Below are 22975 nucleotides of genomic sequence, written 5' to 3'. Positions count from 1 at the left end.
GTGTTCCTCACTCCTTGTGCGTGTGGATCGAGGGATCGGTCGTGGCCCGGCCGGGCTTGCCGTTCTCGGTTCCGTCGGCGGCGCCCGGTACGTCCCGCACGGCGCCGTCCTGTGCGTTCTCCTTGCGGAATGCCTCGTAGATCTCCACGAGCACCCGCTTCTGACGGTCGTTGATCGCCGGATCCGCCATGATCGCGGTGCGCACCTCGCGGTCGCCGTCCTCGCGTTCGTCGAGGATGCCCGCCTGCACGTAGAGCGTTTCGGCGGAGATGCGCAGCGCCTTGGCGATCTGCTGGAGGATCTCCGCACTCGGCCGCCGCAGACCGCGCTCGATCTGGCTGAGGTAGGGGTTGGACACCCCGGCCACCTCGGCGAGTTGCCGAAGCGAGTATTGCGCGTTGCGGCGTTGCTCCCGGATGTATTCACCCAGCGAGCCGACGTTCAGACCTGCCATGCCCCCAGCATGCACACATCGCGCTTGCTCTTGCAAGCACCCCGCTAACAACCGCGAGCGCGCCGGCGGGCCGGGAGCCGACCGGCTTCGCCGGCCCCGGGGCGGGTCAGCGCCCGGACAGCAGGTCCTCCACCTTGGCCTCGCCCTCGCGGTAGCGCCGGGTGATCTCGGCGGCGCAGTCGTCGGCCGTGCGCTGGAGGCGATGCCGGCGGGAGGAGACCTCCTGCTCGTGGCCGGCGAGCTTGTCCAGCGCCTCGCCCAGTTCCGCGTCGGTGTGCGCGGCGAGGTCGGACAGGCCCACGTCGGCGAGCAGTCGCTCGATCCAACTCCGGTAACGATCGGTGCGCGGCGGCTGCACGTTGACGTGCCGGGCGCCCCGGGTGGGCGGTCTGGATTCGGACAGGATCTCGGGCAGCCGGCCCACCACCGGCGATTTCGGTTCGGCGCCGTCCCCGCCGGACCGCCGGGCCAGTTCGGCGCGCAGGATGTCGATCCGCCCCTGGAGCAACCTCCGCAGATAAGACAGATCGTTCTCCTCGCGCTGGGCGTCACGCATGAGTTCGCGAACCCGACTCAACGTGAGGGCACGGATGGCCTCCGGGGCCACTCCGTCGGGAAGATCCACCATGAGACGCATCGTGTCATGTCGGGCAGACCGTCGCGTGCCACATGGCGCGGAATCGATCCGGACGGGTGTGCAGAATGGGCCCATGCGTGCCGTCCTGCAAGTGGTGACCGAGGCTTCCGTGACTGTCGATGGGGACGACGGGGAGGTGACAGTCGGCTCGATCGTGGGCCCCGGACTGTGCGTCCTGGTCGGCGTCACGCACACCGACACCCCCGAGATCGCCCGCCGACTGGCCGCGAAGTTGTGGTGCCTGCGCGTGCTCGACGGCGAGAAGTCCTGCTCCGATCTGGCCGCACCGTTGCTGGTGATCTCGCAATTCACGCTCTACGGCGATGCCCGCAAGGGTCGTCGGCCCACCTGGAACGAGGCCGCGCCGGGACCGGTCGCCGAACCACTGGTGGCCGAGGTGGTCGCGGCGCTGCGGGCGCTGGGCGCCGAGGTGGCCACCGGCGTCTTCGGCGCCGACATGCGCGTCGCGCTGGTCAACGACGGCCCGATGACCCTCGTCGTCGACATGTGAGCCCGGTCGCGACCACGACGACCCCGAGAAATCCCAGGGTCGCGAACCCCGCTTCCCGGGGGTTCTCCCCATGTTCCCGGGCTTCGCGGGGAAGGAGAATGGCGACAGGTTCACCGACCGAAGGGGGTTGACCATGTCGCATCGCGGGCCGTACATCGCGGCCGGGATCGTCGTCGCCATCATCGCGCTGATCGTGCTGCCGTCCTGGATCGCCTGGACCATCGTGGCGGTCGCGATCGGCCTGCCCGTCGTCGCCTACTTCGCCCTGGACCGCTCGCAGCGGCGGCGCCTGCACCGCATCCGCCGCCGCGAGATCCGCTAGCAACCCGACCCGGGCGGCGCGCTATGCGGGGACCACGATCTCCTGCGTCGCCGGCACCCCGCCGGCCAGGAGTTCGGCGTCCACGGCGGTGTTGCGCTTGATCAGCGCGAGCGCGATCGGGCCGAGTTCGTGGTGGCGCGCCGCGCTGGTGACGAACCCGACCTGGCGGCCCGCGAGTTCCACCGGCGCGCCGTGCGCCGGCAGCGTCTCCTGGGTGCCGTCCAGGTGCAGGAAGACCAGGCGCCGCGGCGGGCGGCCCAGGTTGTGCACGCGCGCGACCGTCTCCTGTCCCCGGTAGCAGCCCTTGTCCAGGTGCACGGCGGTGTCAATCAGGCCCAGCTCGTGCACGATCGTGCGGTGGTCGGTCTCCAGGCCGCGTCGGGGCCGGTGCGCCGCGATCCGCAACGCCTCGTACGCCCACATGCCCGCCGGATGCGCGTGCTCTTGTCCATACGCCGCCAGCCGCTCGCGGGGCAGGAACACCTCGCGGCCGTACTCGGTCGCCCGGACCAGCACACCCTCGGGAGCGTCCCCGCCAGCCTCGTGCACGACGGCGAAGTCGGCGGACACGTCGGCGACCTCGACCCGCAGCATGAAGCGCATCCGGTCCAGGAACTCGACCAGGGCCGGCGCCTCGCCGGGCTCGACGTGAGCCCAGAAGGCCTCGCCGTCGTCCACCCCGTACAGCGCGTGCTCGATGTGCCCGTGCGGGCTCAGCACCAGCGTCAGCGTGGCCTCGTGCGGCTTCAGCTCGGTCAGGTGCTGCGTGGTCAGCGAGTGCAGCCAGCTCAGCCGGTCCGGGCCAATGACCCGGATCACGTCGCGGTGCGACAGGTCGACGAAGCCCTCGCCCGCCTCCAGCCGACGTTGTTCGCGCAGGGGGTCGCCGTAGTGCGCGGCGACGCCGGCGTCGGGGGCTTCCGCGGCGACCGCGCCGGGCAGGGTCAACAAAGGACTCGTGGGCATGTCCCCACAGTACGAGACCCGTCGAAGGAACCTCAGTTCGCCCGGGCCGCCGTGCACTCCGCGCAGCGGCCGAAGATCGCGAAGTGCGCGAGGTCGATGTCGAACCCGTGCTCGACGCGCAGCCGCTCGCCCATCCCGGCGGCGACCTCCGTACCCACCTCGATCACCCGGCGGCAGTCCCGGCAGACCAGGTGCAGATGGCCGCCGGCGTCCGCCGGGTGATAGGTCGGCGCACCGTGCCCGAGGTGGGTGTGGGTGACCAGGTCGAGCTGTTCGAGCAGTTCGAGGGTGCGGTAGACGGTCGAGATGTTGATCCCGCCGGCGGTCTTGTGCACCTCCACCAGGATCTCGTCCGGTGTCGCGTGGCCCAGCGCGTTCACCGCTTCGAGGACGAGTTGGCGCTGCGGCGTGAGCCGGTAGCCCTTCTCGCGAAGCTCGTGCTTCCAGTCAGTGCTCACGCAGGGAAGTTTACGAGTGCGCGGCGCCCGCCGGGCGGGCCGAGCGGGCGACTACTCGGCCGCGAGTTCCGCGTCGACCCGCTTGAGCTGCGCGGAGACATGTGCCTGGAGCGGGTGTCCCATGGCGGCCATGTCGTAGGCGTACATCAGCTCGCCCTTGACCAGGCCGTAGAGCCGGTGTCCGGCGGTGTACTCCTTGGCGTCCTCGGTGCGCGCGACCACGTCGGTGCGCATCTCCAGGCGCGGGCCCTCCACCTTGCCGAGCCAGATCTCCACGATGCCGGTCGGGTGGGCAAGCGTGACGTCGACCGAACCGTCCAGCTTGGAGCGCCAGAAGCCGGTCTCGGTGGCCAGCGGGCGCACCCGCTCCCCGGCGTCGTCGAGCAGCCAGGTCCGCGACGTGTAGGTCAGGAACGGCTTGTTCGCGATATAGCCGAAGGTGACCTGCTGGCCGAAGCGGAACGCCTCGATCGTCGGGTAGTCGCCGACACCGGCGCCTTCCCAGGTGCCGAGCAGGAACGCGAGGGGGACGGCGTCGAAGTGCAGGTCGTCCGGGATTTCGATCATGGTGGGGAGAGCCGCTTCCGAGGGTCGGGTACGGCCGGTCAGCCTACCGGGCGTCGGCTCAGTTCTGGCCCTTGTACAGCTTGGACACGGTCAGCGCGGCGAACCACGCGACGAGGACGCCGACCACGGCCAGCAGCGCAATGAAGAAGATGTGCATCGCCCGGGTGCTCCTCGTGCTTCGTACGGGGCGGCCGGATCGCCCCGGCCGGGTGCCAAACGGCCTCAGTGTATAGGCTGCGAGCCGTGAAGCGATCTCTCGTGGTCAAGGTCACCGCAGGTCAGGACGCGCCGGAGCGCTGCTCCCAGGCGTTCACCGTGGCGTCGGTGGCGCTCGCGTCGGGGGTCGACGTGTCGCTGTGGCTCACCGGCGAGTCGTCCTGGTTCGCGCTGCCCGGGCGGGCCGCGGAGTTCGAACTCCCGCACGCCGCGCCGCTGCCGGATCTGCTCGACGCGCTGCTCGCGGGCGGACGGGTGACGTTGTGCACGCAGTGTGCGGCGCGACGCGAGATCACCGGGGACGACGTGCTGCCGGGGGTGCGGATCGCGGGCGCCCAGGTGTTCGTACAGGAGGCGCTCGCCGACGGGGCCCAGGCGTTGGTGTACTGACCGGCCGGGCCCCGACGCGCCGGTGTCAGTGGCTGATTCCGGAGATGTTCAGGCCGATCACGCCGAGCAGGACCAAACCGATCGAGATCAGCTTGAGCGGGGACGAGTCCTCGTTCAGCAGCCAGATGCCCACGAGCGCGGTGCCCGCCGCGCCGATCCCGGTCCACACCGCGTAGGCGGGGCCGACCTCCAGGGACTTGAGCGCGTAGGTGAGCAGCCCGAAGCTGCCCAGCGCGCAGGCGGCGAAGCCGATCGTGGGCCACAGCCGGGTGAACCCGTGACTCTGCTTGAGCATGATGGCGAAACCGGTCTCCAGAATCCCCGCGATGATCACAATCGCCCATGCCACGTGTTGCCTCCCGGCGTCGCGCCTTGCTCCGGTGCCCCGATGCGCCGGGCGGTTCCTCCGACGATACGGAAACCTTTCTGCCCCGCCGACGGGCGGGACACACCGGGTGCACGACCGAACGACCGCGCCCCTCCCCCGAGCACGTGGGGAGGGGCGCGGCCGTATCGCACCGAGCGGTGGCGGATTCCGTGGGTGTACGTCCGAAGGAGATCCGCCCCGTCGGCGTGTCAGACCGCGATCTCGACCTCGGCGACGGTGCCCTTCTCGGACACCACCACGCTGCGGTCCACGGTCGCGCCGGGCACGAGCGCCCGGACGGTCCAGTTGCCGGGTGCCGCGAAGAACCGGAACTGGCCGGTCGCGGACGTGGGCACCTCGGCGGTGAAGTCGCCACCCGCGTCGAGCAGGCGGACGTAACCGTTGATCGGCTGCCCGCCCTTGGTCACCGCCCCCTGGATGATGGTTTCCTTCGCCACGTCAACTCCTGCCAGATCCGGGCCGCCGGCCTTCGCACCGCACATCGTTCCTGCTCCCTGCGTTCGGGTGGGTGTAGCCGTCGGTCACTTGCCGTCGCCGAGCTCGATCGGCACGCCGACCAGCGCGCCGTACTCGGTCCACGAGCCGTCGTAGTTGCGCACGTTGCCCTGCTCCAGCAGCTCGTGCAGGACGAACCACGTGTGCGCGGAGCGCTCGCCGATCCGGCAGTAGGCGATGGTGTCCTTCGCCAGGTCCACACCCTCGCCCTCGTACAGCGCGGTGAGCTCCTCGTTGGTCTTGAAGGTGCCGTCGTCGTTGGCGGCCTTCGACCACGGGATGTTCTTCGCGGTCGGCACGTGGCCGGCCTTCTGCGACTGCTCCTGCGGCAGGTGCGCCGGGGCGAGCAGCTTGCCGGAGAACTCGTCGGGCGAGCGCACGTCGACCAGGTTCAGCGAACCGATGGCGGCGAGCACGTCGTCGCGCCAGGCGCGGATCGAGGTGTCCTGCGGCTTGGCCGTGTAGGTGGTCGCGGCGCGCTCGGGCACCTCGACGACCAGCTCGCGGGAGTCGAGCTCCCACTTCTTGCGACCGCCGTCGAGCAGCTTGACGTCGCTGTGGCCGTAGAGCTTGAAGTACCAGTAGGCGTAGGACGCGAACCAGTTGTTGTTGCCGCCGTAGAGCACGACGGTGTCGTCGTTGGCGATGCCCTTGGCGGACAGCAGCGCCGAGAAGCCGGCCTCGTCGACGAAGTCGCGCTTGACCGGGTCCTGCAGGTCGTCGCGCCAGTCGATGCGCACCGCACCGCGGATGTGGTTCTTGACGTAGGCGCTGGTGTCCTCGTCGACCTCGACGAGGACGACCTTCGGGTCGTCCAGGTGGGCCTGGACCCAGTCGGCGTCTACCAGAACGTCGGAGCGGCTCATGGGATACCTCCGGTGCAGAAATGCGCGGGATCTCGCGGATGTCGGGGTGCACGTTCGCGACACACGTTCGCGATACACCCGGGCATGCCGCGGCGCCGCCGCATGCGGGGATGTGCGTGTGTCAGGGGTGTTTCACGCGGGAGCCGGGTGCCCGTTCCGCCGTGTCGTCACACGGCCCGGGGCCCGGGGCCGACGGCCGGTCGCGATCCACCGCGGGTGGATCGCCGAACGACGACTGTCGACAAGTCAGTCAGCGCAACACAGGCAGGTCTGCGTGCGGCACAGGTCCACTGCGCGCCGCTTGGTGAGGTCATCCGCCTGTCGCTTCACATCACGATCGTAGGGACGGATGACCGCCACTGTCATGCATGTCCCACCATGCGAGACAAATCTGTCCGCACCTTGAGATTCCTGTGGGATTAGTCCTTATTTGTCAGGGTTGTGCGGGTGGAATCTCCAAGAGTTGTTCGCCGCCGCCGACGGTCCTGACGCTGAAGCGGACGATCTCGCCGACGGGGATGCTGGTCGCGCCCCGGATCGGATCGGCCGCGGGGTACTCGCCGTCGGGCACCACCCACGAGGACGCGGTCTCCACCCGGCCCTTGGTGCCGTAGACGTCCAACCGGCAGCGGGTGCCGGGGCGGATCCCGGACAGCGACAGGTCCACGCTGCTGCCCCACGCGGTCGCCGCGTAGCGCAGTTCGGCGCCCGCGCCGGAGCGTGGATCGCCCGCGCGCACGGTACGGCCGCCCGATTGCGCGGGCGGCGTCGCGGTGCCGGGCGCGGTGGCCGGCGCGGTCGGCGTGCCCGGGACCGCGCCGGTCGGCGCCGCCGCGGTGTCCCCGTCGCGGCCGGTGTCGCCGAGCGCCCAGCCGGTGAGGCCCGCAAGCAGCACCAGCACCGCCGCGGCCGCGGCGGCCAGCGAGCGCAGCCGCCGACCCCGGTCGGCCCGCTCGGCGGCGGCGGACAACAACCGCGCGGGGGCCGCCCCCTGCGCCGCCGCGCCGCTGGCCCGCGCCTCCGGCTCGCTGAGCCGGGCGAGCATCCGGGGCAGGCCGGCCAGTTCCTCGTACTCGGCCCGGCAGCGCGGGCAGCCGGCCACGTGGGTGCGCACCCGGGCGGCCTCGTCCTCGTCCAGCGCGCCGACCACGAACGCCCCGAGGTCCAGGCGCGCGACCGCACAGCTCAGCGGGGCGGGCGATCCCGGCGGCCGGGCGGGCGGCGGGGGGTTCGTGCCGGGAGTGGTGCCGTTCGTCGTCGTGCCCTCGTCGCCGATGTCCGTCACGGGACCAACCCCCTTTCCTCCAAGGCCACGCGCAGCGCTCGCAGCGCGTAGTACGTCCGTGATTTGACCGTGCCCTCCGGCACGCCGAGGGTCTTGGCCGCGTCGGCCACCGAACTGCCCCGGTAGTAGGTCTCCAGCAACACCGCGCGGTGCTCGGGGCTCAGCGCGGCCATCGCGTCGGCGACGTCCCAGGCGAGCACGGCCCGGTCGAACTCCGCCTCCGCGCCCTCGTCGGGCACCGTCGCGAGCACCGCGTCGCCGGTCTCGGGCGGCCGGGCGCGGCGGGCGCGGCCGACGTCGATCACCACATTGCGGGCCACGGTGCACAACCAGCCGCGGACCGAGCCCCGGCCGGGGTCGAGGGCCTCGGGGTGGCGCCAGGCCCGCAGCAGGGTCTCCTGCACCACGTCCTCTGCCCAGGCCCGGTCGCCGCCGGTCAGCCGCAGCGCGAACCCCAGGAGCGGGCCGCCGTGTTCGAGGTAAAGGGTGCGGATGACCGCCTCGTCGGCGGTGGATATTCGGGACGCCGAGTGCAGCGGATCGGCAGTGTGCAGCGGGTCGGCGGCCTGGAGCGGGTCGCCGACGTGCAGCGCGGCGCCGACGGGTGGCGGGTCGGTGGCGGGCCGATCGTCCTCGGGGGCGGTGCGCGCGAGGAAGGCGCGAGCGGCCGCCGGGTCCGCCTGCGCCTCGGCGCCGAGCACGTCCGAACGTTGCAGCACACCCGCTTCACGAGCGGGCGGGCCCGGCGGTTCATCCCGCGTCCCGGGACGGGACCGGCGGCGTATCCACGGCATGGCCGCATCCTTGCGTGACGAGGCCGCCGATGCACGGTTAATCAGCCGATCATGACCCGGCCCAACAGATACGCGGCCGGCGCGGCGAGCGCGAGCGGCAGGGACACACCGGCCGTGAAGTGCACGAACCGTGACGGATGGTCGTAGCCGGCCACCCGCCGACCGAGCAGCGCGAGTGCCGCGGCGCCGGCCCCGAGCAGCGCGGCGTACGGCGCCTCGCCACCGAGCGAGACGGCCGCGGCGGCGCCCGCCGCGGAGCCGAGCAGCCAGGACGGGATCGGCGCGATCGCCGGGGGCAGCGGAACCGCCCGGACCAGCGTCGCGACACCCGCCGCCAGCACCGCCGGCACCACCGCCGCGCCCGCGTCGATCGGCCCGCCCGACAGATCGCCCGCGACCAGATAGGCCACGTCGAAGGCGGTGATCAGCGCGGCGGACGTGGTCACCGTCAGCGCCGGCAACAACTCCCCCGGCCGGGCCCCGCTCCGGGCCTGCAGGGCCAGCGTCACCAACAACGCGCCGGCGAGCACCGCCGGCACACTCGCCAGCCCCTGCTCGCCCTTGGCGTAGACCGCCGCGTCGGTACCCAACGCGACCAGCACCACCAGCGCGATGCCCTGGCGCGCCGGCCACATGCCGTTCAGCCGGAACCACCCGACGGCGGTGAGCACCTGGAGGAACACGACGCCCAGCAGGAGAGCGGGCTTCCCGGCGATCGCGGTGACCGCGAGCACGCCGGCCAGCCCGACCGTGCACAGTCCCGGCAGCAGGCCGGGCGGATCCCAGATCAGCGTCTTGGCCGACCGCGACGCGCGCGTGGGCGAGTCGCCGCGCCGGGGCGCGGGCACCGGAAGCGACGCCCGGTCGGGGGCGGACTCCGTCCCGACCCGGTGGTCGGGGTCGGCCGTGTGGTCGACGTCCGCAACGAACTCGGCGCCGGGATCGAAGTCGATGTCCGCAGCGAAGTCGATGTCGGCAGCGAAGTCCGTGCCGGCGGCGAAGTCGGTGCCCGCGCCGAACTCGGCGGCGTAGTCGCCCCCCGGCTCGAACTCCTGCTCGAACCCGGTCCCGTGGTCACCGCCGTGCCCACCCGCGTCGTCCACGATCGCCGGCATCACCTCGGTCGCGCCGGCGTACTCGCCCCGACCCTGCTCGCCGTGGTGGGGCTCGCCCTGGTGCGCCACCCCGCCGTAGCCGTCGCCGCCGTAGGCCCCGAATCCGGATTCGGTGATCGCGGGCAGTACGTCGGTCGCGCCGTCGTAGCCGTAGCCGCCCGGAGCCGGCACACCCTGCGGATCCGGGTAGCCGTACCCGCCGCCGGCCGCCTGGCCCGCCATCGGGTCCTGGTAGCCCTGCGGATACTGCTCCCCCTGATAGCCGTACGCCCCGTGGTCGGCCTGCTGCGGGTGCGGCTGCCCGTACTGCCCCGCCTGCGCCGGAACGGCGCCGTAGGACTCGACGGGCTGCCCGCCGTACGGCTGCCCCGGATCGCCCGGGTGTCCCGGATAACCGTGGGCGACCTGCTCCCCCGGGTATCCGGTGGCCGGGTCGTAGCCGCCCGGCTCGTCGTATCGGTCGCCCGTCGGGCGCCCGTCGGGGCCGCTCATCCGCCGGCGAAGGGGGGCAGGACCTCGACGGTGCCGCCCTCGGTCAGGACGACCGCCGCGTGGTCGCGACGGCCGACCGGGTCCCCGTCCACCACGAACGAGCAGTTCGCGACGACCGCCTCGAAGCGGGTCGAGCCGCCGTGGAGCTCCCGGGCCCGGCGCAGCGCCTCGGCGAGGGTGGCCGCGTCGTACGGCTCCTCCGGCGTGCCCGCGGCCTCCTTCGCCGCGGCCCAGTACCGCATGGTGCCGACCGCCATCGCGCGCCCTCCCGTGTGTCTGCGTCGTGTGTGGGTCCCGGTGTCCCGGTGTGTCGGTGTCCCGGTGTCCCGGTGTCCCGGTGTCCCGGTGTCCCGGTGTGCCGTCCCGGTGCCTACCGGCGCCGAGGCGTGCAGCATCCATGATGACGCCTCGGGACGAGCCCTTCGGTCCGCCCGGCGCGCGGATCACCCTTCGCTGTGCGCCCGGGCCCACCGGCCGATCCGGTCCACCAGCTCGGCGTCGACCGCGTTCTCGGCGTGCCCGAGGCCGGGTTCGATCCACAACTCCTTCGGCGGCCGGGCCGCGGCGTGGATCTGCCGGGGGTGGTCGAGCGGGAAATAGGGGTCGCGATCGCCGTGCACCACGAGCAGCGGCGTGGGCGCGAGCGCGGCGGCGGCCTCGAACGGGGCGAGCGGGACCGGGTGCCAGGGCTCGGCGGAGATCCGGGTGCGAAGCGCGAACCGGGCGAGCACCCGGCCGGTCGGGCGCTCGATCGCGAAGTGCACCCGGCGCATCGGCGCGGTCCCCCGGTAGTACCAGCGGGCGGGCGCGCTGACCGCGACCACCGCCGCGGGCCCGGTGTACAGCGCCGCGTGCCGCAGCACGACCCCGCCGCCCATCGAGAAGCCGACGGTGACCACGCGGCGGTAGCCGAGCCGGCGACCCCAGCCGATCGCCGCCTCCAGGTCGCGCACCTCGCGGTCGCCGACCGTGCTCAGCCCGGTGGACGCGCCGTGTCCGCGAAAGTCGAACCCGATCACCCCGCCGTGCCGGCGCAACCCGCGCAGCACCGTGCGAACCGCCGGTCGCCGCCACGATCCGGTGAACCCGTGGGCGACCACGAAGACCCGATCGAGTGCCCCGGAATCCACCCCGGAACCCGCCGCGGAATCGGCCGCCGGCCCGTGTACCGCGCTGATCCGCACGTCGTCGTCGGTGCACAACACGGCCTGCTCGGGTGCAGGCATTCCGGTGAACGGCGGGTCGCCGAATGTCGGGTGGGGTGTCCGCAGTGCGGGAAGATCCCCGGGTGGGTCGGTTCCTCGAGACATGTTCGCTATCCTGGCCCCGCAGGCTCTCCTCCGATGACGGGCACGCCCCAAGGACCCCGGTAGTGGTTCCCCAACGGTTACGGAATCGGACGAGTCGGCGACCGATGAAGGATCCGGGCGACGATGCCCCGGGTCCTTTCGTGTTTTGTGCCTGTTTTTGGGAGGTGTCCCGTTGAGTGCCCTGCTGCTGCTCACGAACGCGCTCCAGCCGTCTGCCGAGGTGCTGCCCGCGCTCGGACTGCTGCTGCACCAGGTACGGGTGGCCCCGGCCGAGGCCTCCGCCCTGGTCGACGCGCCCGCCGCCGACGTCATCCTGGTCGACGGCAGGCGTGACCTCCCCCAGGTGCGCAGCCTGTGTCGGGTCCTGCGAACCACCGGGGTCGGCGCCCCCCTGGTCCTGGTGGCCACCGAGGGCGGACTGGCCGCGCTGACCGCCGACTGGGGCGTCGACGACGTGCTCCTGGACACCGCCGGGCCGGCGGAGGTCGAGGCCCGCCTGCGGCTGGCGATCGGCCGACTCCAGGCGGCCCAGGGCGCGGAGGACGAGCCCACCGAGATCCGCAACGGCGACCTGAGCATCGACGAGGCCACCTACAGCGCGAAGCTGCGCGGGCGGGTGCTCGACCTGACGTTCAAGGAGTTCGAGCTGATCAAGTACCTCGCGCAGCACCCGGGCCGGGTGTTCACCCGGGCCCAGCTGCTGCAGGAGGTGTGGGGATACGACTACTTCGGCGGCACCCGCACGGTGGACGTGCACGTGCGCCGGCTGCGGGCCAAACTCGGGCCGGAGCACGAGTCGCTGATCGGCACCGTGCGCAACGTCGGCTACCGGTTCGTGGTACCCGACCGGGGTGTCGGGGACGTCGCGGTCGCCGAGCGGGTGTGAGCCCGCACACCCGAACGACCCGTGTCCGCGCACCCGGGCGAGCGGCCTTCGGCGACCGCCGGCTGCCGGAGTCGGCAAGTGAACCCCGCCCAGTCGGCCGACGCGGCGGAACATCCGGCGCCCATGCCCACAAAACAGACTTATCCGGAAGAACGCGGAGGACCGCCCCGTCCCCGCGTCCAGGTTGTGAACTCCCGTGAGCCGCGCCGGTCCCCGTCCCTACAATGACCGCGTGCCCAAAGTGACCCGCGACGACGTCGCCCGCCTCGCGGGGACCTCCACCGCGGTGGTCTCCTACGTCGTCAACAACGGCCCGCGCCCGGTCGCTCCGGCCACGCGCGAGCGAGTGCTCGCGGCCATAGACAAGCTCGGCTACCGCCCCGACAGCGTGGCCCAGGCGATGGCCAGCCGCCGTACGAACCTGATCGGATTGGTGCTGCCCGACGCCCGGCAGCCGTTCTTCGCCGAGCTCGCGCACACCGTCGAGCAGGCCGCGTTCGAGCAGGGCCGGCTGGTGTTGATCGGCAACTCCGACTACGAGGACGACCGCGAACTGCATTACGTGCGCGCGTTCCTCGGCATGCAGGTGTCCGGTCTCGTGCTGGTCAGCCAGGGCCCCTCCGAGCGCGCCGCGCGCGAGATCGCCACCCGCGACGTGCGGGTGGTGCTGATGCACCGCCAACCCGACGCGCTGGGCGGCGACGCGGTCATCCTGGACGACGTCCAGGGCGCCTACACGGCGGTCCGACACCTGGTGGACACGCACGGCTTCACCCGGGTGGACTGCCTCGGCGGGCCGCCCACCACCCCCGACTCCGGCGACCCGGTCACCGACCACGTCACCGGCTGGCGGCGGGCGCTGGCCGAGCGCGGTCTGCCCACCGAGGGACTGCTGCACGAGGCGCCGTTCGGCCGCTTCGGCGCCTACCAGGTCGCGCTGTCCCTGCTGTCCGGGCCGGACCGGCCCCGGGCGCTGTTCTGCTCGACCGACGACCAGGCGATGGGCGTGCTGCACGCGGCGCGCGAGGTGGGCCTGCGGGTGCCGGACGACCTCGCGGTGGTCGGCTTCGACGACATCGCCGAGGCGGCCATCGCCGACCCGCCGCTGACCACGGTCACCTCCGACCGGCCGGGCATGGCCCGCGCCGCGGTGGAGCTGGCCCTGGAGCGCGAACCGGCCGCCGCCGGGGACCCGCGGGTGCGTACCTTCCCGTCCACGTTGGTGGTCCGGCGCAGCTGCGGCTGCGGCTGACCGTCCCGGGCCCGGCCGCGGCCGACGGCCCCGGGACGCCTCCCGGCGTCGCTCAGTACCGTGGAGGTCATGGACCTCGCGGATGTGTCGATCGAGACGGTGAATCGGGCCTCGGCGGATGACGCCGCCGCCGTACTGGCCCTGGCGGAGGCGGCGGCCGGCGTCGACGGCGCGGCGCCGTTGTCCGAGCAGTCCCGCCTCGAGCTGCGCCACGGCGCGCCCTCGGCGCGCGAGCTGCTGGCCCGCGACGCCTCCGGGATCGTCGGCTTCGCGCACCTCGACGGCGCGGACCCGGTGGACGGGCCCGCCGCCGAACTGTTCGTGGTGCCGGCCGCGCGCGACGCGGGCCTGGGTCGGGCGCTGCTCGAAGCCGTGCTCGCCGAGGCCGCGCGGGTCGACGAGCGGGGCCGGTTGCGGGTGTGGGCGCACGGCAAGCTGCCGGCGGCCGGGCGCCTGGCCGAGGCGCTGGACTTCACCGCGTTCCGCGAGCTGTGGCAGATGCGCCGGGTGGCCGACACCCCGGTGCCCGAGGTCGCCACGCCCGCCGACGTGCGGCTGCGCACCTTCCGCCCGGGGGTGGACGACCGGGCCTGGCTCGCGCTGAACGCGAAGGCGTTCGCCCACCACCCCGAGCAGGGCGCGTGGACGGCCGAGGATCTGACCCGGCGGTTCGCCGAGCCGTGGTTCGACCCGGCCGGCTTCTTCCTCGCCGAGGACGCGAACTCCGGCGAATTGCTCGGCTTCCACTGGACGAAGACGCACCCCGCGACGGCGGATTCGGGGCCGCTGGGCGAGGTGTACGTGGTCGGCGTCGACCCCGCCGCGCAGGGTCGCGGCCTGGGCGCGCTGCTGACCGCGGTGGGCCTGCGACACCTGGCCGAGCGCACCGTCGACGGCGTGCCGCTCGCCGAAACACTGCTGTATGTGGACGCGGACAACGAGCCGGCGGTCAAGGTCTATACCCGTTTGGGCTTTCGCGTGCATACAGTCGATGTGATGTACCGACGTTGAACACCGTGTGAAACCTGGCGAACAACTGTTTCGGGTCGCCTTCGTACAGGTGCACATAGACCGTCGCGAAAAGACAATGGTCTGATGAACGCCGAGACTCCCGCCGCACGAACCTCCCGACACCTCACCGTGGCCGTGCCGCCGGCGAAGAACGGCGGCACCGCCGTCACCGCGGCTGCGGTGCACGCGGAGTCCGAGCTGCCCCCGGACCGGTTCCTGGACCGCGAGGGCAGCTGGCTGGCGTTCAACGAGCGGGTGCTCGAACTCGCCGAGGATCCGAGCACCCCGCTCCTGGAGCGGGCTCGATATCTGGCCATCTTCGCGTCCAACCTCGACGAGTTCTTCATGGTCCGGGTGGCCGGCCTCAAGCGCCGGATCGCCACCGGCCTGGCCGTACGCGCGGCGAGCGGACTCCAGCCGCGCGAGGTGCTGGAGAACATCTGGTCGCGCAGCCGCGCGCTGATGGCCCGCCACTCCACCTGCTTCCACCACGACGTGCTGCCCGCGCTGGGCGAGGCCGACATCCAGCTGCTGCGCTTCGACGACCTCACCGACGGCGAGCGGCAGTCGCTCTACGCGCTCTTTCGCGAGCGGGTCTTCCCGGTGCTCACCCCGTTGGCGGTCGACCCGGCACACCCCTTCCCGTACATCTCCGGCCTGTCGCTGAACCTGGCCGTGATCGTGCGCAACCCGCGCTCGGGCAACGAGCACTTCGCCCGGGTCAAGGTGCCGCCGCTGCTGCCGCGCTTCGTGGAGACCTCGCCGGCCCGCTTCGTGCCGCTGGAGGAGGTGATCGCCGAGTTCCTGGGCGATCTGTTCCCGGGCATGGACGTGCTCGGCCACCACGCGTTCCGGGTCACCCGCAACGAGGACCTGGAGGTGGAGGAGGACGACGCGGAGAACCTGCTCCAGGCGCTGGAGCGGGAGCTGATGCGCCGCCGGTTCGGCCCGCCGGTGCGCCTGGAGGTCGAGGAGACCATCGACCCGCACGTGCTCGACCTGCTGGTGCGCGAGTTGGGCGTGGGCGAGAAGGAGGTCTACCCGCTGCCGGGGCCGCTGGACCTGACCGGGCTGCACGCGATCGCCGACCTGGACCGGCCGGAGCTGAAGTTCGGCCGCTTCGTCGCCGGCACCCACCGCGACCTGGCCGAGGTGGAGACCGCGCAGGCCGCCGACGTGTTCGCCGCGATGCGCAAGCGCGACATCCTGGTGCACCACCCCTACGACTCGTTCGCGACGTCGGTCCAGGCCTTCCTGGAGCAGGCCGCGGCCGATCCGAACGTGCTCGCGATCAAGCAGACCCTGTACCGCACCTCGGGCGACTCGCCGATCGTGGACGCGCTGGTGGACGCGGCCGAATCGGGCAAGCAGGTACTGGTCCTGGTCGAGCTCAAGGCCCGCTTCGACGAGCACGCCAACATCACCTGGGCGCGCAAGCTGGAGCAGGCCGGCTGCCATGTCGTGCACGGCGTGGTGGGCCTGAAGACGCACTCCAAGCTGTGCCTGGTGGTGCGCCAGGAGGGCGACGCGCTGCGCCGCTACTGCCACATCGGCACCGGCAACTACAACCCCAAGACCGCCCGCCTGTACGAGGACCTGGGCCTGCTGACCGCCGACCCGCAGGTCGGCGAGGACATGTCGAACCTGTTCAACCGGCTCTCCGGCTACTCGCGCGCGCAGTCGTTCCGGCGCCTGCTGGTCGCGCCGCACTCGCTGCGCAACGGACTGGTCGAGCGGATAGAGCGAGAGGTGGCCAACCACGAGGCGGGCCTGCCCGCCTACGTTCGGCTGAAGTCCAACTCGCTGGTGGACGAGCTGGTGATCGACGCGCTGTACCGCGCCTCGCAGGCGGGCGTCCCGGTGGACCTGTGGATCCGGGGCATCTGCGCGCTGCGGCCGGGCGTTCCCGGGTTGTCCGAGACCATCCGAGTGCGCAGTATTCTCGGCCGATTTTTGGAACACTCGAGGGTGTGGGTCTTCGCCGGCGGCGGCGAGCCCGAGGTGTGGATCGGCAGCGCCGACCTGATGCACCGCAATCTCGACCGCAGGGTCGAGGCGGCGGTGCGGCTGCGCGGCGATCGACACCGCGACGAGATGACGTCCTTCATGGACCTGGGGATGAGCGCGGAGACCGCGTCCTGGCACCTCGACCGGGACGGTACCTGGACCAGGCACGCGACGGCGGCCGACGGCACCCGGCTTCGCGACGTGCAGGAGCACCTCATCGAGACCCGGAGGCGCAGACGTGGGCCGGAGTAGCAAGCAGGCGACGACCATTCCCCGACCGCGTGCGGCGGCCGAGGACACCTCCGCCGGCGAGATCCTGCTCGCCCATCTGGTCGGCGAGGCGGGCGCGTTCATCGACCAGCTGCCCCGCCTGGGCGCGGGCGAGGAGGACGCCGCGCACCAGGCGCGAGTGGCCGCCAGACGCATCCGCAGCGCGCTGGCCACCTGCGCGCCGCTGCTCGACCCGGAGCCCGCCGGCCGCCTGCGCACCCGGCTGCGCCAGGCCGCGGACGCGCTGGCCGGCGAGCGCGACTCCGAGGTATTGCTCGAACGGCTGCTCGCGGACCTGGACGCGCTGCCCGAGCGCCCGGGGACGGTCCGGGCCCGGGCGCTGGTCGGGCGTCGACTGCGCGGCGATCTGGGCTCCGGACGGGCGCGGGCGCTGGCCGCGCTCGACTCGGGACTGTTCACCACGCTGTCCGCCGAACTGGTGGAGCCGGCCCTGGGGCTGACCTTCACCGAGCGGGCGGCGGACCCGGGCACCGAGGTGGTGCCGAAGCTGGTGGCCCGCACGCTGCGCCGACTCGACCGGGCCGCCGACGCGCTGCCGCTGGTCGCGGCGGGGGTGCCGTATCCGGATCCCGTGGACACCCCCGGCTTCTCGCCGTACGCGGGCACCGACGACGAGGCGTGGCACCGGGTGCGGATCCTGGCCAAGCGGGCCCGCTACGCCGCCGACATGTGCGTGCCCGCGTTCGGCGCGCCCGCCGCCCGGCTGGCCCGGCGGCTCAAGGCGGTCACCGAGGTCCTGGGCATCCACCAGGACGCGTGCATCGCGGCCGGCGCGGTGGCCGAGCTGGCGGCCACGCCCCGGATCGGCGGGCCCGCCTCGTTCGTGCTCGGCGAGTTGTACGCCCGCGAGCGGTGGGCGGCGACGGCGCAGCGCCACGCGTTCACCCGGGTCTGGCCCGGAGCCTACGCGCACGACGTCAGGTCGTGGCTCGATGGATGACCCGCCCGGGGCGGCGGAGCCCGCGCACGATCCGGTGCTCGCCGCGGGTGGGGTGTTGTGGCGGCGCACCCCCGACGGGACGCAGGTGGGGCTGGTGCACCGGCCGCGCTACGACGACTGGTCCTTCCCCAAGGGCAAGCTGGAGCCCGGTGAGCCCGCGGTGGTGGCCGCGGTGCGCGAGATCGCCGAGGAGACCGGTTTCCGGGCCGTGCTGGGCCGGGAGTTGGGGGTGCGCAGCTATCCGATGCGCTCGCGCGACCGGATCAAGATCAACCGCTACTGGGTGGCGGAGGCGGTGTCGGGCGGGTTCACCCCCAATCACGAGGTGGACCGGATGTGGTGGGGCGCGCCGGAGGAGGCCGCGGAGCGCAGTGGGACGCCGGACTACACCGCGTCGTTGACCGAGGCGTTTCGCACCGGGCCGCCGCCGGCGACGGTGCCGGTCGTGGTGTTGCGCGCGGGCCCGGCGTTCGCCCCGGACTTGGTGCCGATGCTGGCCGCGTTCGCGCCGGTCGAGGTGTACGGGTGCGCGGAGCCGGACGCCGCGGCGACGGTGGCGCCGTATGTGGCGGCGGCCGGGGCGCGGGTGCGCACGGCCGCCGTGTCGCCCGCCGAGGCGGTGCGCGCGGGTCGGCCCGCGCTGCTGTGTACGCCCGTCCCGGACCTGCCGGCGATCGCCTCCGGGGCCGGTTCGCCCCGGCTGCCGGCGGAGCCGTTGTTGCCCGGCGAATTCGCCGTGTTGCACACGTGGGCGGGGCGGGTGGTGGCCGTGGGCCGATACGCCCCCTATCCGACGGGAAGCTGAGCGCTTGGTCAAGCCGTGATCACGGTTTACCGAACGTAACTCGGCGTCCATCTGAACGCGGGATGAACGTCGCTCGGGCGTCACCCTAAAGCCGCAGTTCGCGGGTGGTAAATGGCTACATGAGCGGACAATTCATCCAGCGGTCGGCTTATCTGACTCGACCGTTCGAGTTCACCCTCGGTTCACTTTCCGCGGCGGATCGCTTCATTCACACGGCCTAACTTCGTGCATGACGGCGACCGCTCGGGTCGTCGCGACCACGAGCAGAGTTCGATCGAAAGGGAGCGCCGTGACCATTCGGCCCCGCAGTGTCCGTCGCGGTATCGGCTTCACCGGCCTGGCACTCGCCGGCGCGCTCACGCTGGCCGCGTGTGGCTCCGACGACAACAGCTCGGGTGACGACAAGAAGTCGTCCACGAAGGCTGCGTCCGCCCCCGGCGCGGAGGCCCCCAAGGGTGACTGCGGCACCGGCAAGCTCGCCGCCGCCGGCTCCAGCGCGCAGAAGAACGCGATGGACGAGTGGATCAAGGCGTACCAGGCCAAGTGTTCGGGTGCCACGATCGACTACGCGTCCTCGGGTTCGGGCACCGGCCGCCAGTCGTTCTTCGACAAGCAGGTCACCTTCGCGGGCTCCGACTCGGCGCTCAAGCCGGAAGAGGTCGCCAAGGCCGCCGCCGCGTGCGCGCCGGGCCAGGCGATCAACCTCCCGATGGTGACCGGCCCGATCGCGGTCGCGTACAACGTCTCCGGCGCCAAGGACCTCGTCCTGGACGCGAAGACGATCGCCGGCATCTTCTCCGGCAAGATCACCAAGTGGGACGCCGCCGAGATCAAGGCGCTGAACCCGAACGCGCAGCTGCCCGGCACCGCGATCCAGCCCGTGCACCGGTCCGAGGCGTCCGGCACCACCGAGAACTTCACCAAGTACCTCAAGGCCGCCGCCGGCGCCGACTGGACCTTCGACTCGGCCCAGGACTGGAAGGCCCCGGGCGGCCAGGGCGCCAAGGGCAGCGAGGGCGTCGCGCAGATCGTGAAGTCGACGCAGGGCGCGATCACCTACGTGGAGCAGTCCTACGCGGAGAACGCCGGCCTGAACATCGCCGCGATCAACACGGGCGCGTCGGCTCCGGTCAAGCTCACCCCCGAGGCCGCGGGCAAGGCCGTCGAGGCGGCCAAGATCGCGGGCGAGGGCAACGACCTGAAGCTGTCGGTCGACTACGCGACCAAGGCCGAGGGCGCCTACCCGATCATCCTGGTGACCTACGAGATCGTCTGCGAGAAGGGCACCGCGGCGGACAAGCTCCCGCTGATGAAGTCCTTCCTCACCTACACCTCCAGCGCCGAAGGCCAGAAGGTCCTCGCGGGCATCGGCTACGCGCCGCTCCCGACGACCGTCGCGGACAAGGTCCGCGCCGCCGTGGCCGGTCTGTCCTAGTCCGAGCCCGCTGAGCGACCGACTCGTACGGAGAGAGATGTCCACCACCACCCCCACCGCACCGGCGGACCCCGAGCGCAAGGCCCCCGCGGCCAAGCGCGTCAAGGTCCGACCAGGCGACCGGATCTTCTCCGGTGCCGCCCGCGGCGCCGGCATCAGCCTGCTCGCCATCATGGCCGCGATCGCGATCTTCCTCGTGGTCAAGGCGACGGACGCACTGTCGAAGAACCAGGGCAGCTTCCTGACCGACCAGGGTTGGGACCCGAACGTGGCCAAGCCCGCGTTCGGCGTCGTCACCCTGGTGTTCGGCACGGTTGTCAGCGCCACCATCGCGATGGTCATCGCGGTGCCGGTCGCGGTGGGGGTGGCGCTGTTCATCACGCACTACGCACCCCGGCGGATCGCCCAGACGCTCGGTTACATCGTCGACCTGCTGGCCGCGGTGCCCAGCGTGGTCTACGGCCTGTGGGGCTACATCTTCCTGGCCCCCAAGCTCCTCGGACTGCACACCTGGCTGGCCGACTACCTCGGCTGGATCCCGATTTTCAACAAGGAGCAGCCGGGCGCCACCGCCCGCACGCTGTTCACCGTCGGCATCGTGCTGGCCATCATGATCCTGCCGATCATCGCCGCGGTCACCCGTGAGGTCTTCCTCCAGGTGCCCCGGGCCCACGAGGAGGCCGCGCTCGCGCTCGGCGCCACCCGCTGGGAGATGATCCGGGTCGCGGTGCTGCCCTACGGCAAGCCCGGCATCATCAGCGCGTCGATGCTCGGCCTCGGCCGCGCGGTCGGCGAGACCATCGCGGTCGCGATGGTGCTCTCGCCCAGCTTCGACCTCTCGATCCACATCCTGGACCCGGGCAACACCACGATCGCGGCGAACATCGCGAACCAGTTCGGCGAATCCAACGACATCGGCCGCGGCGCGCTGATCGCCTCCGGTCTGGTCCTGTTCATCATGACGCTGCTCGTCAACGGCGCCGCGCGCGTCGTCATCAACCGGCGCAAGGCGTTCTCTGGAGCGAACTCATGACCGTCCTGGACACGGGCGACAAGCGCCCGGGCATCGGTACGGACGCGGCCGAGAGCGGTCGCGGGGGTCCGGCCGATCCGCGCGTGGCGTCGCTGACCCGGCGGACCCTGCCGCGTCAGGTGCCGTGGGCGATCGCCGGCGGCGGCGTGCTGCTGACGATCGTGTTCAAGCTGACCCTGGACAACTGGGCGCTCGCGGTCTTCCTCGCCGGCGTGATCTTCATCGTCGCGCTCTCCGCCGTCTCGTGGCGCTTCGAGGACGCCCGTCGGGCCCGGGACCGGTTCGCCACCAGCCTGATCTCCACCACGTTCGTGCTCGCCGTGCTGCCGCTGGTCTCGCTGCTCGGCTACACGATCCAGCGCGGCATCGACAAGCTCACCCCGTACTTCCTGTCCCACTCGATGCGCGGCGTGGGCGCCCGGGACGACACCGGCGGCGTCTACCACGCGATCATCGGCACCCTGGAGCAGGTCGGCCTGGCCACCCTGATCGCGGTCCCGATCGGTCTGCTCACCGCGATCTACCTGGTCGAGTACGGGCGCGGCCGGCTGGCCAAGACGGTGACCTTCTTCGTCGACGTGATGACGGGTCTGCCGTCGATCGTCGCGGGTCTGTTCATCTACGCCTTCTGGATCCTGATGCTCGGCTTCGAGGCCTCCGGCTTCGCCGGGTCGCTGGCGCTGATGATCCTGATGTTGCCGACGGTGGTGCGCTCCGCCGAGGAGATGCTCAAGCTCGTCCCGAACGAGTTGCGCGAGGCCAGCCTGGCGCTCGGCATCCCGAAGTGGCGCACCGTGCTCAAGGTCGTGCTGCCCACCGCGTTCGGCGGCATCGTCACCGGCGTGATGCTCTCCATCGCCCGCGTGATCGGCGAGACCGCCCCGTTGCTGCTGCTCGTCGGGCTCACCCAGTCGATCAACACCGACCCCTTCTCGGGGTGGCAATCGGCGCTGCCGCTGTACGTGTTCGACCAGAACCACGCCGGCAACAAGTTCGCCGAGGAACGGGCCTGGGCCGCGGCACTCACGCTGATCCTCATCGTGATGATCCTCAACCTGGCGGCGCGGCTGATCGCCCGCTGGAAGGCACCGAAGGCGGGCCGATGAAGGCCACGACGAGGACCCGTACGGCCGACCGCGGCACCGACATCCGCACCGATCCAGAGGCAGGAATGACCAAGCGCATCGAAGTTGCCGGACTCAACGCCTACTACGGCTCGCACAAGGCCGTCGAGGACATCTCGATGACCATGGAGCCGCGTTCGGTCACGGCCTTCATCGGTCCCTCCGGCTGCGGCAAGTCCACCTTCATCCGCACCCTGAACCGCATGCACGAGCTGATCCCGGGCGCCTCCGTGGACGGCTCGGTCGCGCTCGACGGGCAGGACCTGTACGGCAGCGACATCGACCCGGTGGCGGTGCGCCGCACGGTCGGCATGGTGTTCCAGCGGCCCAACCCCTTCCCGACCATGTCGATCTACGACAACGTCGCGGCCGGGCTCAAGCTCGCCGGGATCAAGCGCAAGGGCGACCTGGACGCGATCGTCGAGCGGTCGCTGCGCGGCGCCAACCTGTGGACCGAGGTCAAGGACCGGCTGAACAAGCCCGGCGCGGGCCTGTCCGGTGGCCAGCAGCAGCGACTGTGCATCGCGCGCGCGATCGCGGTCGAGCCGCAGGTGCTGCTGATGGACGAGCCGTGCTCGGCCCTGGACCCGATCTCCACGCTGGCGATCGAGGACCTGATCGCGCTGCTCAAGGAGCGCTACACGATCGTGATCGTGACGCACAACATGCAGCAGGCGGCCCGCGTCTCGGACAAGACCGCGTTCTTCAACCTGGCCGGTCCGGGTCAGCCCGGCAAGCTGGTGGAGATCGGCGACACCGAGACGATCTTCTCCGCGCCGACCGAGGAATCCACCGCCGACTACATCGCCGGCCGGTTCGGCTGACGGATCGACGCACCGAGCGACGAGTCGACGGACCGCCGACATGGACACGCGAGAGGGCCCGCACCGGATTCGGTGCGGGCCCTCTCGTCCGTTATGCGACA

26 protein-coding genes and 1 pseudogene are annotated in these 22975 nt (G+C 71.9%); 13 read left to right on the top strand and 14 right to left on the bottom strand.

Going from position 1 to position 22975, the window contains the following annotated elements:
* Positions 1 to 7: 7 nt before the first annotated feature.
* Both ACH4XV_RS36915 and ACH4XV_RS36910 read right to left on the bottom strand, forming a co-directional pair.
* Complete coding sequence (locus tag ACH4XV_RS36915) at positions 8 to 454, bottom strand: helix-turn-helix domain-containing protein (RefSeq protein ID WP_395796976.1); 447 nt, start codon at positions 452 to 454, stop codon at positions 8 to 10.
* 106 nt (positions 455 to 560) lie between these two features.
* A complete protein-coding gene (locus tag ACH4XV_RS36910; RefSeq protein WP_395796975.1) occupies positions 561 to 1082 on the bottom strand; it encodes an ABC transporter substrate-binding protein in 522 nt (173 codons plus the stop codon).
* 82 nt (positions 1083 to 1164) lie between these two features.
* Here ACH4XV_RS36910 and dtd point away from each other — a divergent pair, with 82 nt between their 5' ends.
* Both dtd and ACH4XV_RS36900 read left to right on the top strand, forming a co-directional pair.
* The gene (gene dtd / locus ACH4XV_RS36905; protein WP_395796973.1) at positions 1165 to 1602 is read left to right on the top strand and encodes a D-aminoacyl-tRNA deacylase; all 438 of its coding nucleotides are present in this window, start codon (positions 1165 to 1167) and stop codon (positions 1600 to 1602) included.
* A gap of 133 nt (positions 1603 to 1735) precedes the next feature.
* On the top strand, positions 1736 to 1924 hold the full coding sequence (locus ACH4XV_RS36900; protein WP_355533999.1) for a hypothetical protein: 189 nt from the start codon (positions 1736 to 1738) through the stop codon (positions 1922 to 1924).
* A 21-nt stretch (positions 1925 to 1945) separates the two neighbouring features.
* Here ACH4XV_RS36900 and ACH4XV_RS36895 read toward each other — a convergent pair whose 3' ends face one another.
* From ACH4XV_RS36895 to ACH4XV_RS36885, 3 genes are read right to left on the bottom strand one after another with little or no spacing between them, the layout of a single operon-like run.
* Positions 1946 to 2890, bottom strand: coding sequence for a YgfZ/GcvT domain-containing protein (locus ACH4XV_RS36895; RefSeq protein ID WP_395796971.1), 945 nt, complete (start codon positions 2888 to 2890; stop codon positions 1946 to 1948).
* 32 nt (positions 2891 to 2922) lie between these two features.
* Complete coding sequence (locus ACH4XV_RS36890; RefSeq protein WP_078975989.1) at positions 2923 to 3348, bottom strand: Fur family transcriptional regulator; 426 nt, start codon at positions 3346 to 3348, stop codon at positions 2923 to 2925.
* Positions 3349 to 3399: 51 nt separating this feature from the next.
* The gene (locus tag ACH4XV_RS36885; RefSeq protein ID WP_078975990.1) at positions 3400 to 3915 is read right to left on the bottom strand and encodes an FABP family protein; all 516 of its coding nucleotides are present in this window, start codon (positions 3913 to 3915) and stop codon (positions 3400 to 3402) included.
* 243 nt (positions 3916 to 4158) lie between these two features.
* Between ACH4XV_RS36885 and ACH4XV_RS36880 the strand changes: the two genes are divergently transcribed.
* Complete coding sequence (locus ACH4XV_RS36880) at positions 4159 to 4521, top strand: DsrE family protein (protein ID WP_380030116.1); 363 nt, start codon at positions 4159 to 4161, stop codon at positions 4519 to 4521.
* Positions 4522 to 4546: 25 nt separating this feature from the next.
* On the opposite strand, the gene ACH4XV_RS36875 is transcribed toward ACH4XV_RS36880, so the two are convergent.
* From ACH4XV_RS36875 to ACH4XV_RS36835, 9 genes are all read right to left on the bottom strand, one after another.
* Positions 4547 to 4870 (bottom strand): DMT family transporter, encoded by a 324-nt coding sequence (locus ACH4XV_RS36875; protein WP_380008830.1) that lies wholly within the window; start codon positions 4868 to 4870, stop codon positions 4547 to 4549.
* A gap of 227 nt (positions 4871 to 5097) precedes the next feature.
* Positions 5098 to 5391: a DUF1416 domain-containing protein gene (locus ACH4XV_RS36870; protein WP_020552259.1), complete on the bottom strand. Its 294-nt coding sequence runs from the start codon at positions 5389 to 5391 to the stop codon at positions 5098 to 5100.
* A gap of 39 nt (positions 5392 to 5430) precedes the next feature.
* The gene (locus ACH4XV_RS36865; protein WP_395796968.1) at positions 5431 to 6270 is read right to left on the bottom strand and encodes a sulfurtransferase; all 840 of its coding nucleotides are present in this window, start codon (positions 6268 to 6270) and stop codon (positions 5431 to 5433) included.
* Between the two features lie 246 nt (positions 6271 to 6516).
* Positions 6517 to 6636 carry a putative leader peptide gene (locus ACH4XV_RS36860; RefSeq protein ID WP_395796966.1) on the bottom strand — a complete coding sequence of 40 codons (120 nt, stop codon included), beginning with the start codon at positions 6634 to 6636 and terminating at the stop codon, positions 6517 to 6519.
* Between the two features lie 67 nt (positions 6637 to 6703).
* Positions 6704 to 7555 (bottom strand): anti-sigma factor family protein, encoded by an 852-nt coding sequence (locus ACH4XV_RS36855; protein ID WP_395796964.1) that lies wholly within the window; start codon positions 7553 to 7555, stop codon positions 6704 to 6706.
* Positions 7552 to 8274, bottom strand: coding sequence for a sigma-70 family RNA polymerase sigma factor (locus ACH4XV_RS36850; protein ID WP_395796962.1), 723 nt, complete (start codon positions 8272 to 8274; stop codon positions 7552 to 7554). The genes ACH4XV_RS36855 and ACH4XV_RS36850 overlap by 4 nt, the downstream gene beginning before the upstream one ends.
* A gap of 116 nt (positions 8275 to 8390) precedes the next feature.
* Positions 8391 to 9956, bottom strand: a complete 1566-nt coding sequence (locus ACH4XV_RS36845; RefSeq protein ID WP_395796960.1) for a hypothetical protein — start codon at positions 9954 to 9956, stop codon at positions 8391 to 8393.
* Entirely contained in the window at positions 9953 to 10213 is a 261-nt protein-coding gene (locus ACH4XV_RS36840) for a MoaD/ThiS family protein (protein WP_078975997.1), read from the bottom strand. The genes ACH4XV_RS36845 and ACH4XV_RS36840 overlap by 4 nt, the downstream gene beginning before the upstream one ends.
* 186 nt (positions 10214 to 10399) lie before the next feature.
* Positions 10400 to 11182 (bottom strand): alpha/beta hydrolase, encoded by a 783-nt coding sequence (locus tag ACH4XV_RS36835; RefSeq protein ID WP_395797070.1) that lies wholly within the window; start codon positions 11180 to 11182, stop codon positions 10400 to 10402.
* A 256-nt stretch (positions 11183 to 11438) separates the two neighbouring features.
* Between ACH4XV_RS36835 and ACH4XV_RS36830 the strand changes: the two are divergent.
* From ACH4XV_RS36830 to pstB, 10 genes and pseudogenes are all read left to right on the top strand, one after another.
* Positions 11439 to 12116 (top strand): annotated as a pseudogene (locus tag ACH4XV_RS36830) (winged helix-turn-helix domain-containing protein); the annotation flags it as partial.
* A gap of 268 nt (positions 12117 to 12384) precedes the next feature.
* On the top strand, positions 12385 to 13404 hold the full coding sequence (locus ACH4XV_RS36825; protein ID WP_078976000.1) for a LacI family DNA-binding transcriptional regulator: 1020 nt from the start codon (positions 12385 to 12387) through the stop codon (positions 13402 to 13404).
* A gap of 69 nt (positions 13405 to 13473) precedes the next feature.
* Entirely contained in the window at positions 13474 to 14415 is a 942-nt protein-coding gene (gene mshD, locus ACH4XV_RS36820) for a mycothiol synthase (protein WP_395796958.1), read from the top strand.
* A gap of 84 nt (positions 14416 to 14499) precedes the next feature.
* Positions 14500 to 16674, top strand: a complete 2175-nt coding sequence (locus ACH4XV_RS36815; RefSeq protein ID WP_395796956.1) for an RNA degradosome polyphosphate kinase — start codon at positions 14500 to 14502, stop codon at positions 16672 to 16674.
* On the top strand, positions 16661 to 17653 hold the full coding sequence (locus ACH4XV_RS36810; protein WP_395796954.1) for a CHAD domain-containing protein: 993 nt from the start codon (positions 16661 to 16663) through the stop codon (positions 17651 to 17653). The genes ACH4XV_RS36815 and ACH4XV_RS36810 overlap by 14 nt, the downstream gene beginning before the upstream one ends.
* Positions 17646 to 18458, top strand: coding sequence for an NUDIX hydrolase (locus tag ACH4XV_RS36805; RefSeq protein ID WP_395796952.1), 813 nt, complete (start codon positions 17646 to 17648; stop codon positions 18456 to 18458). Before ACH4XV_RS36810 ends, ACH4XV_RS36805 begins: the two co-directional genes overlap by 8 nt.
* 289 nt (positions 18459 to 18747) lie before the next feature.
* Positions 18748 to 19893, top strand: a complete 1146-nt coding sequence (gene pstS / locus ACH4XV_RS36800; RefSeq protein ID WP_395796950.1) for a phosphate ABC transporter substrate-binding protein PstS — start codon at positions 18748 to 18750, stop codon at positions 19891 to 19893.
* Positions 19894 to 19930: 37 nt separating this feature from the next.
* Positions 19931 to 20926: a phosphate ABC transporter permease subunit PstC gene (pstC, locus tag ACH4XV_RS36795; protein WP_395796948.1), complete on the top strand. Its 996-nt coding sequence runs from the start codon at positions 19931 to 19933 to the stop codon at positions 20924 to 20926.
* Entirely contained in the window at positions 20923 to 22032 is a 1110-nt protein-coding gene (gene pstA / locus ACH4XV_RS36790) for a phosphate ABC transporter permease PstA (protein WP_395796946.1), read from the top strand. The genes pstC and pstA overlap by 4 nt, the downstream gene beginning before the upstream one ends.
* A 65-nt stretch (positions 22033 to 22097) precedes the next feature.
* On the top strand, positions 22098 to 22874 hold the full coding sequence (gene pstB, locus ACH4XV_RS36785; protein ID WP_078976006.1) for a phosphate ABC transporter ATP-binding protein PstB: 777 nt from the start codon (positions 22098 to 22100) through the stop codon (positions 22872 to 22874).
* Positions 22875 to 22975 lie beyond the last annotated feature (101 nt).

Origin of the sequence: Embleya sp. NPDC020630 (assembly GCF_044334985.1) — a bacterium.
Lineage (GTDB): Bacteria > Actinomycetota > Actinomycetes > Streptomycetales > Streptomycetaceae > Embleya.
The sequence above is the reverse complement of the archived record's forward strand: the minus strand, read 5'-3'. Positions and strand labels throughout refer to the sequence as shown.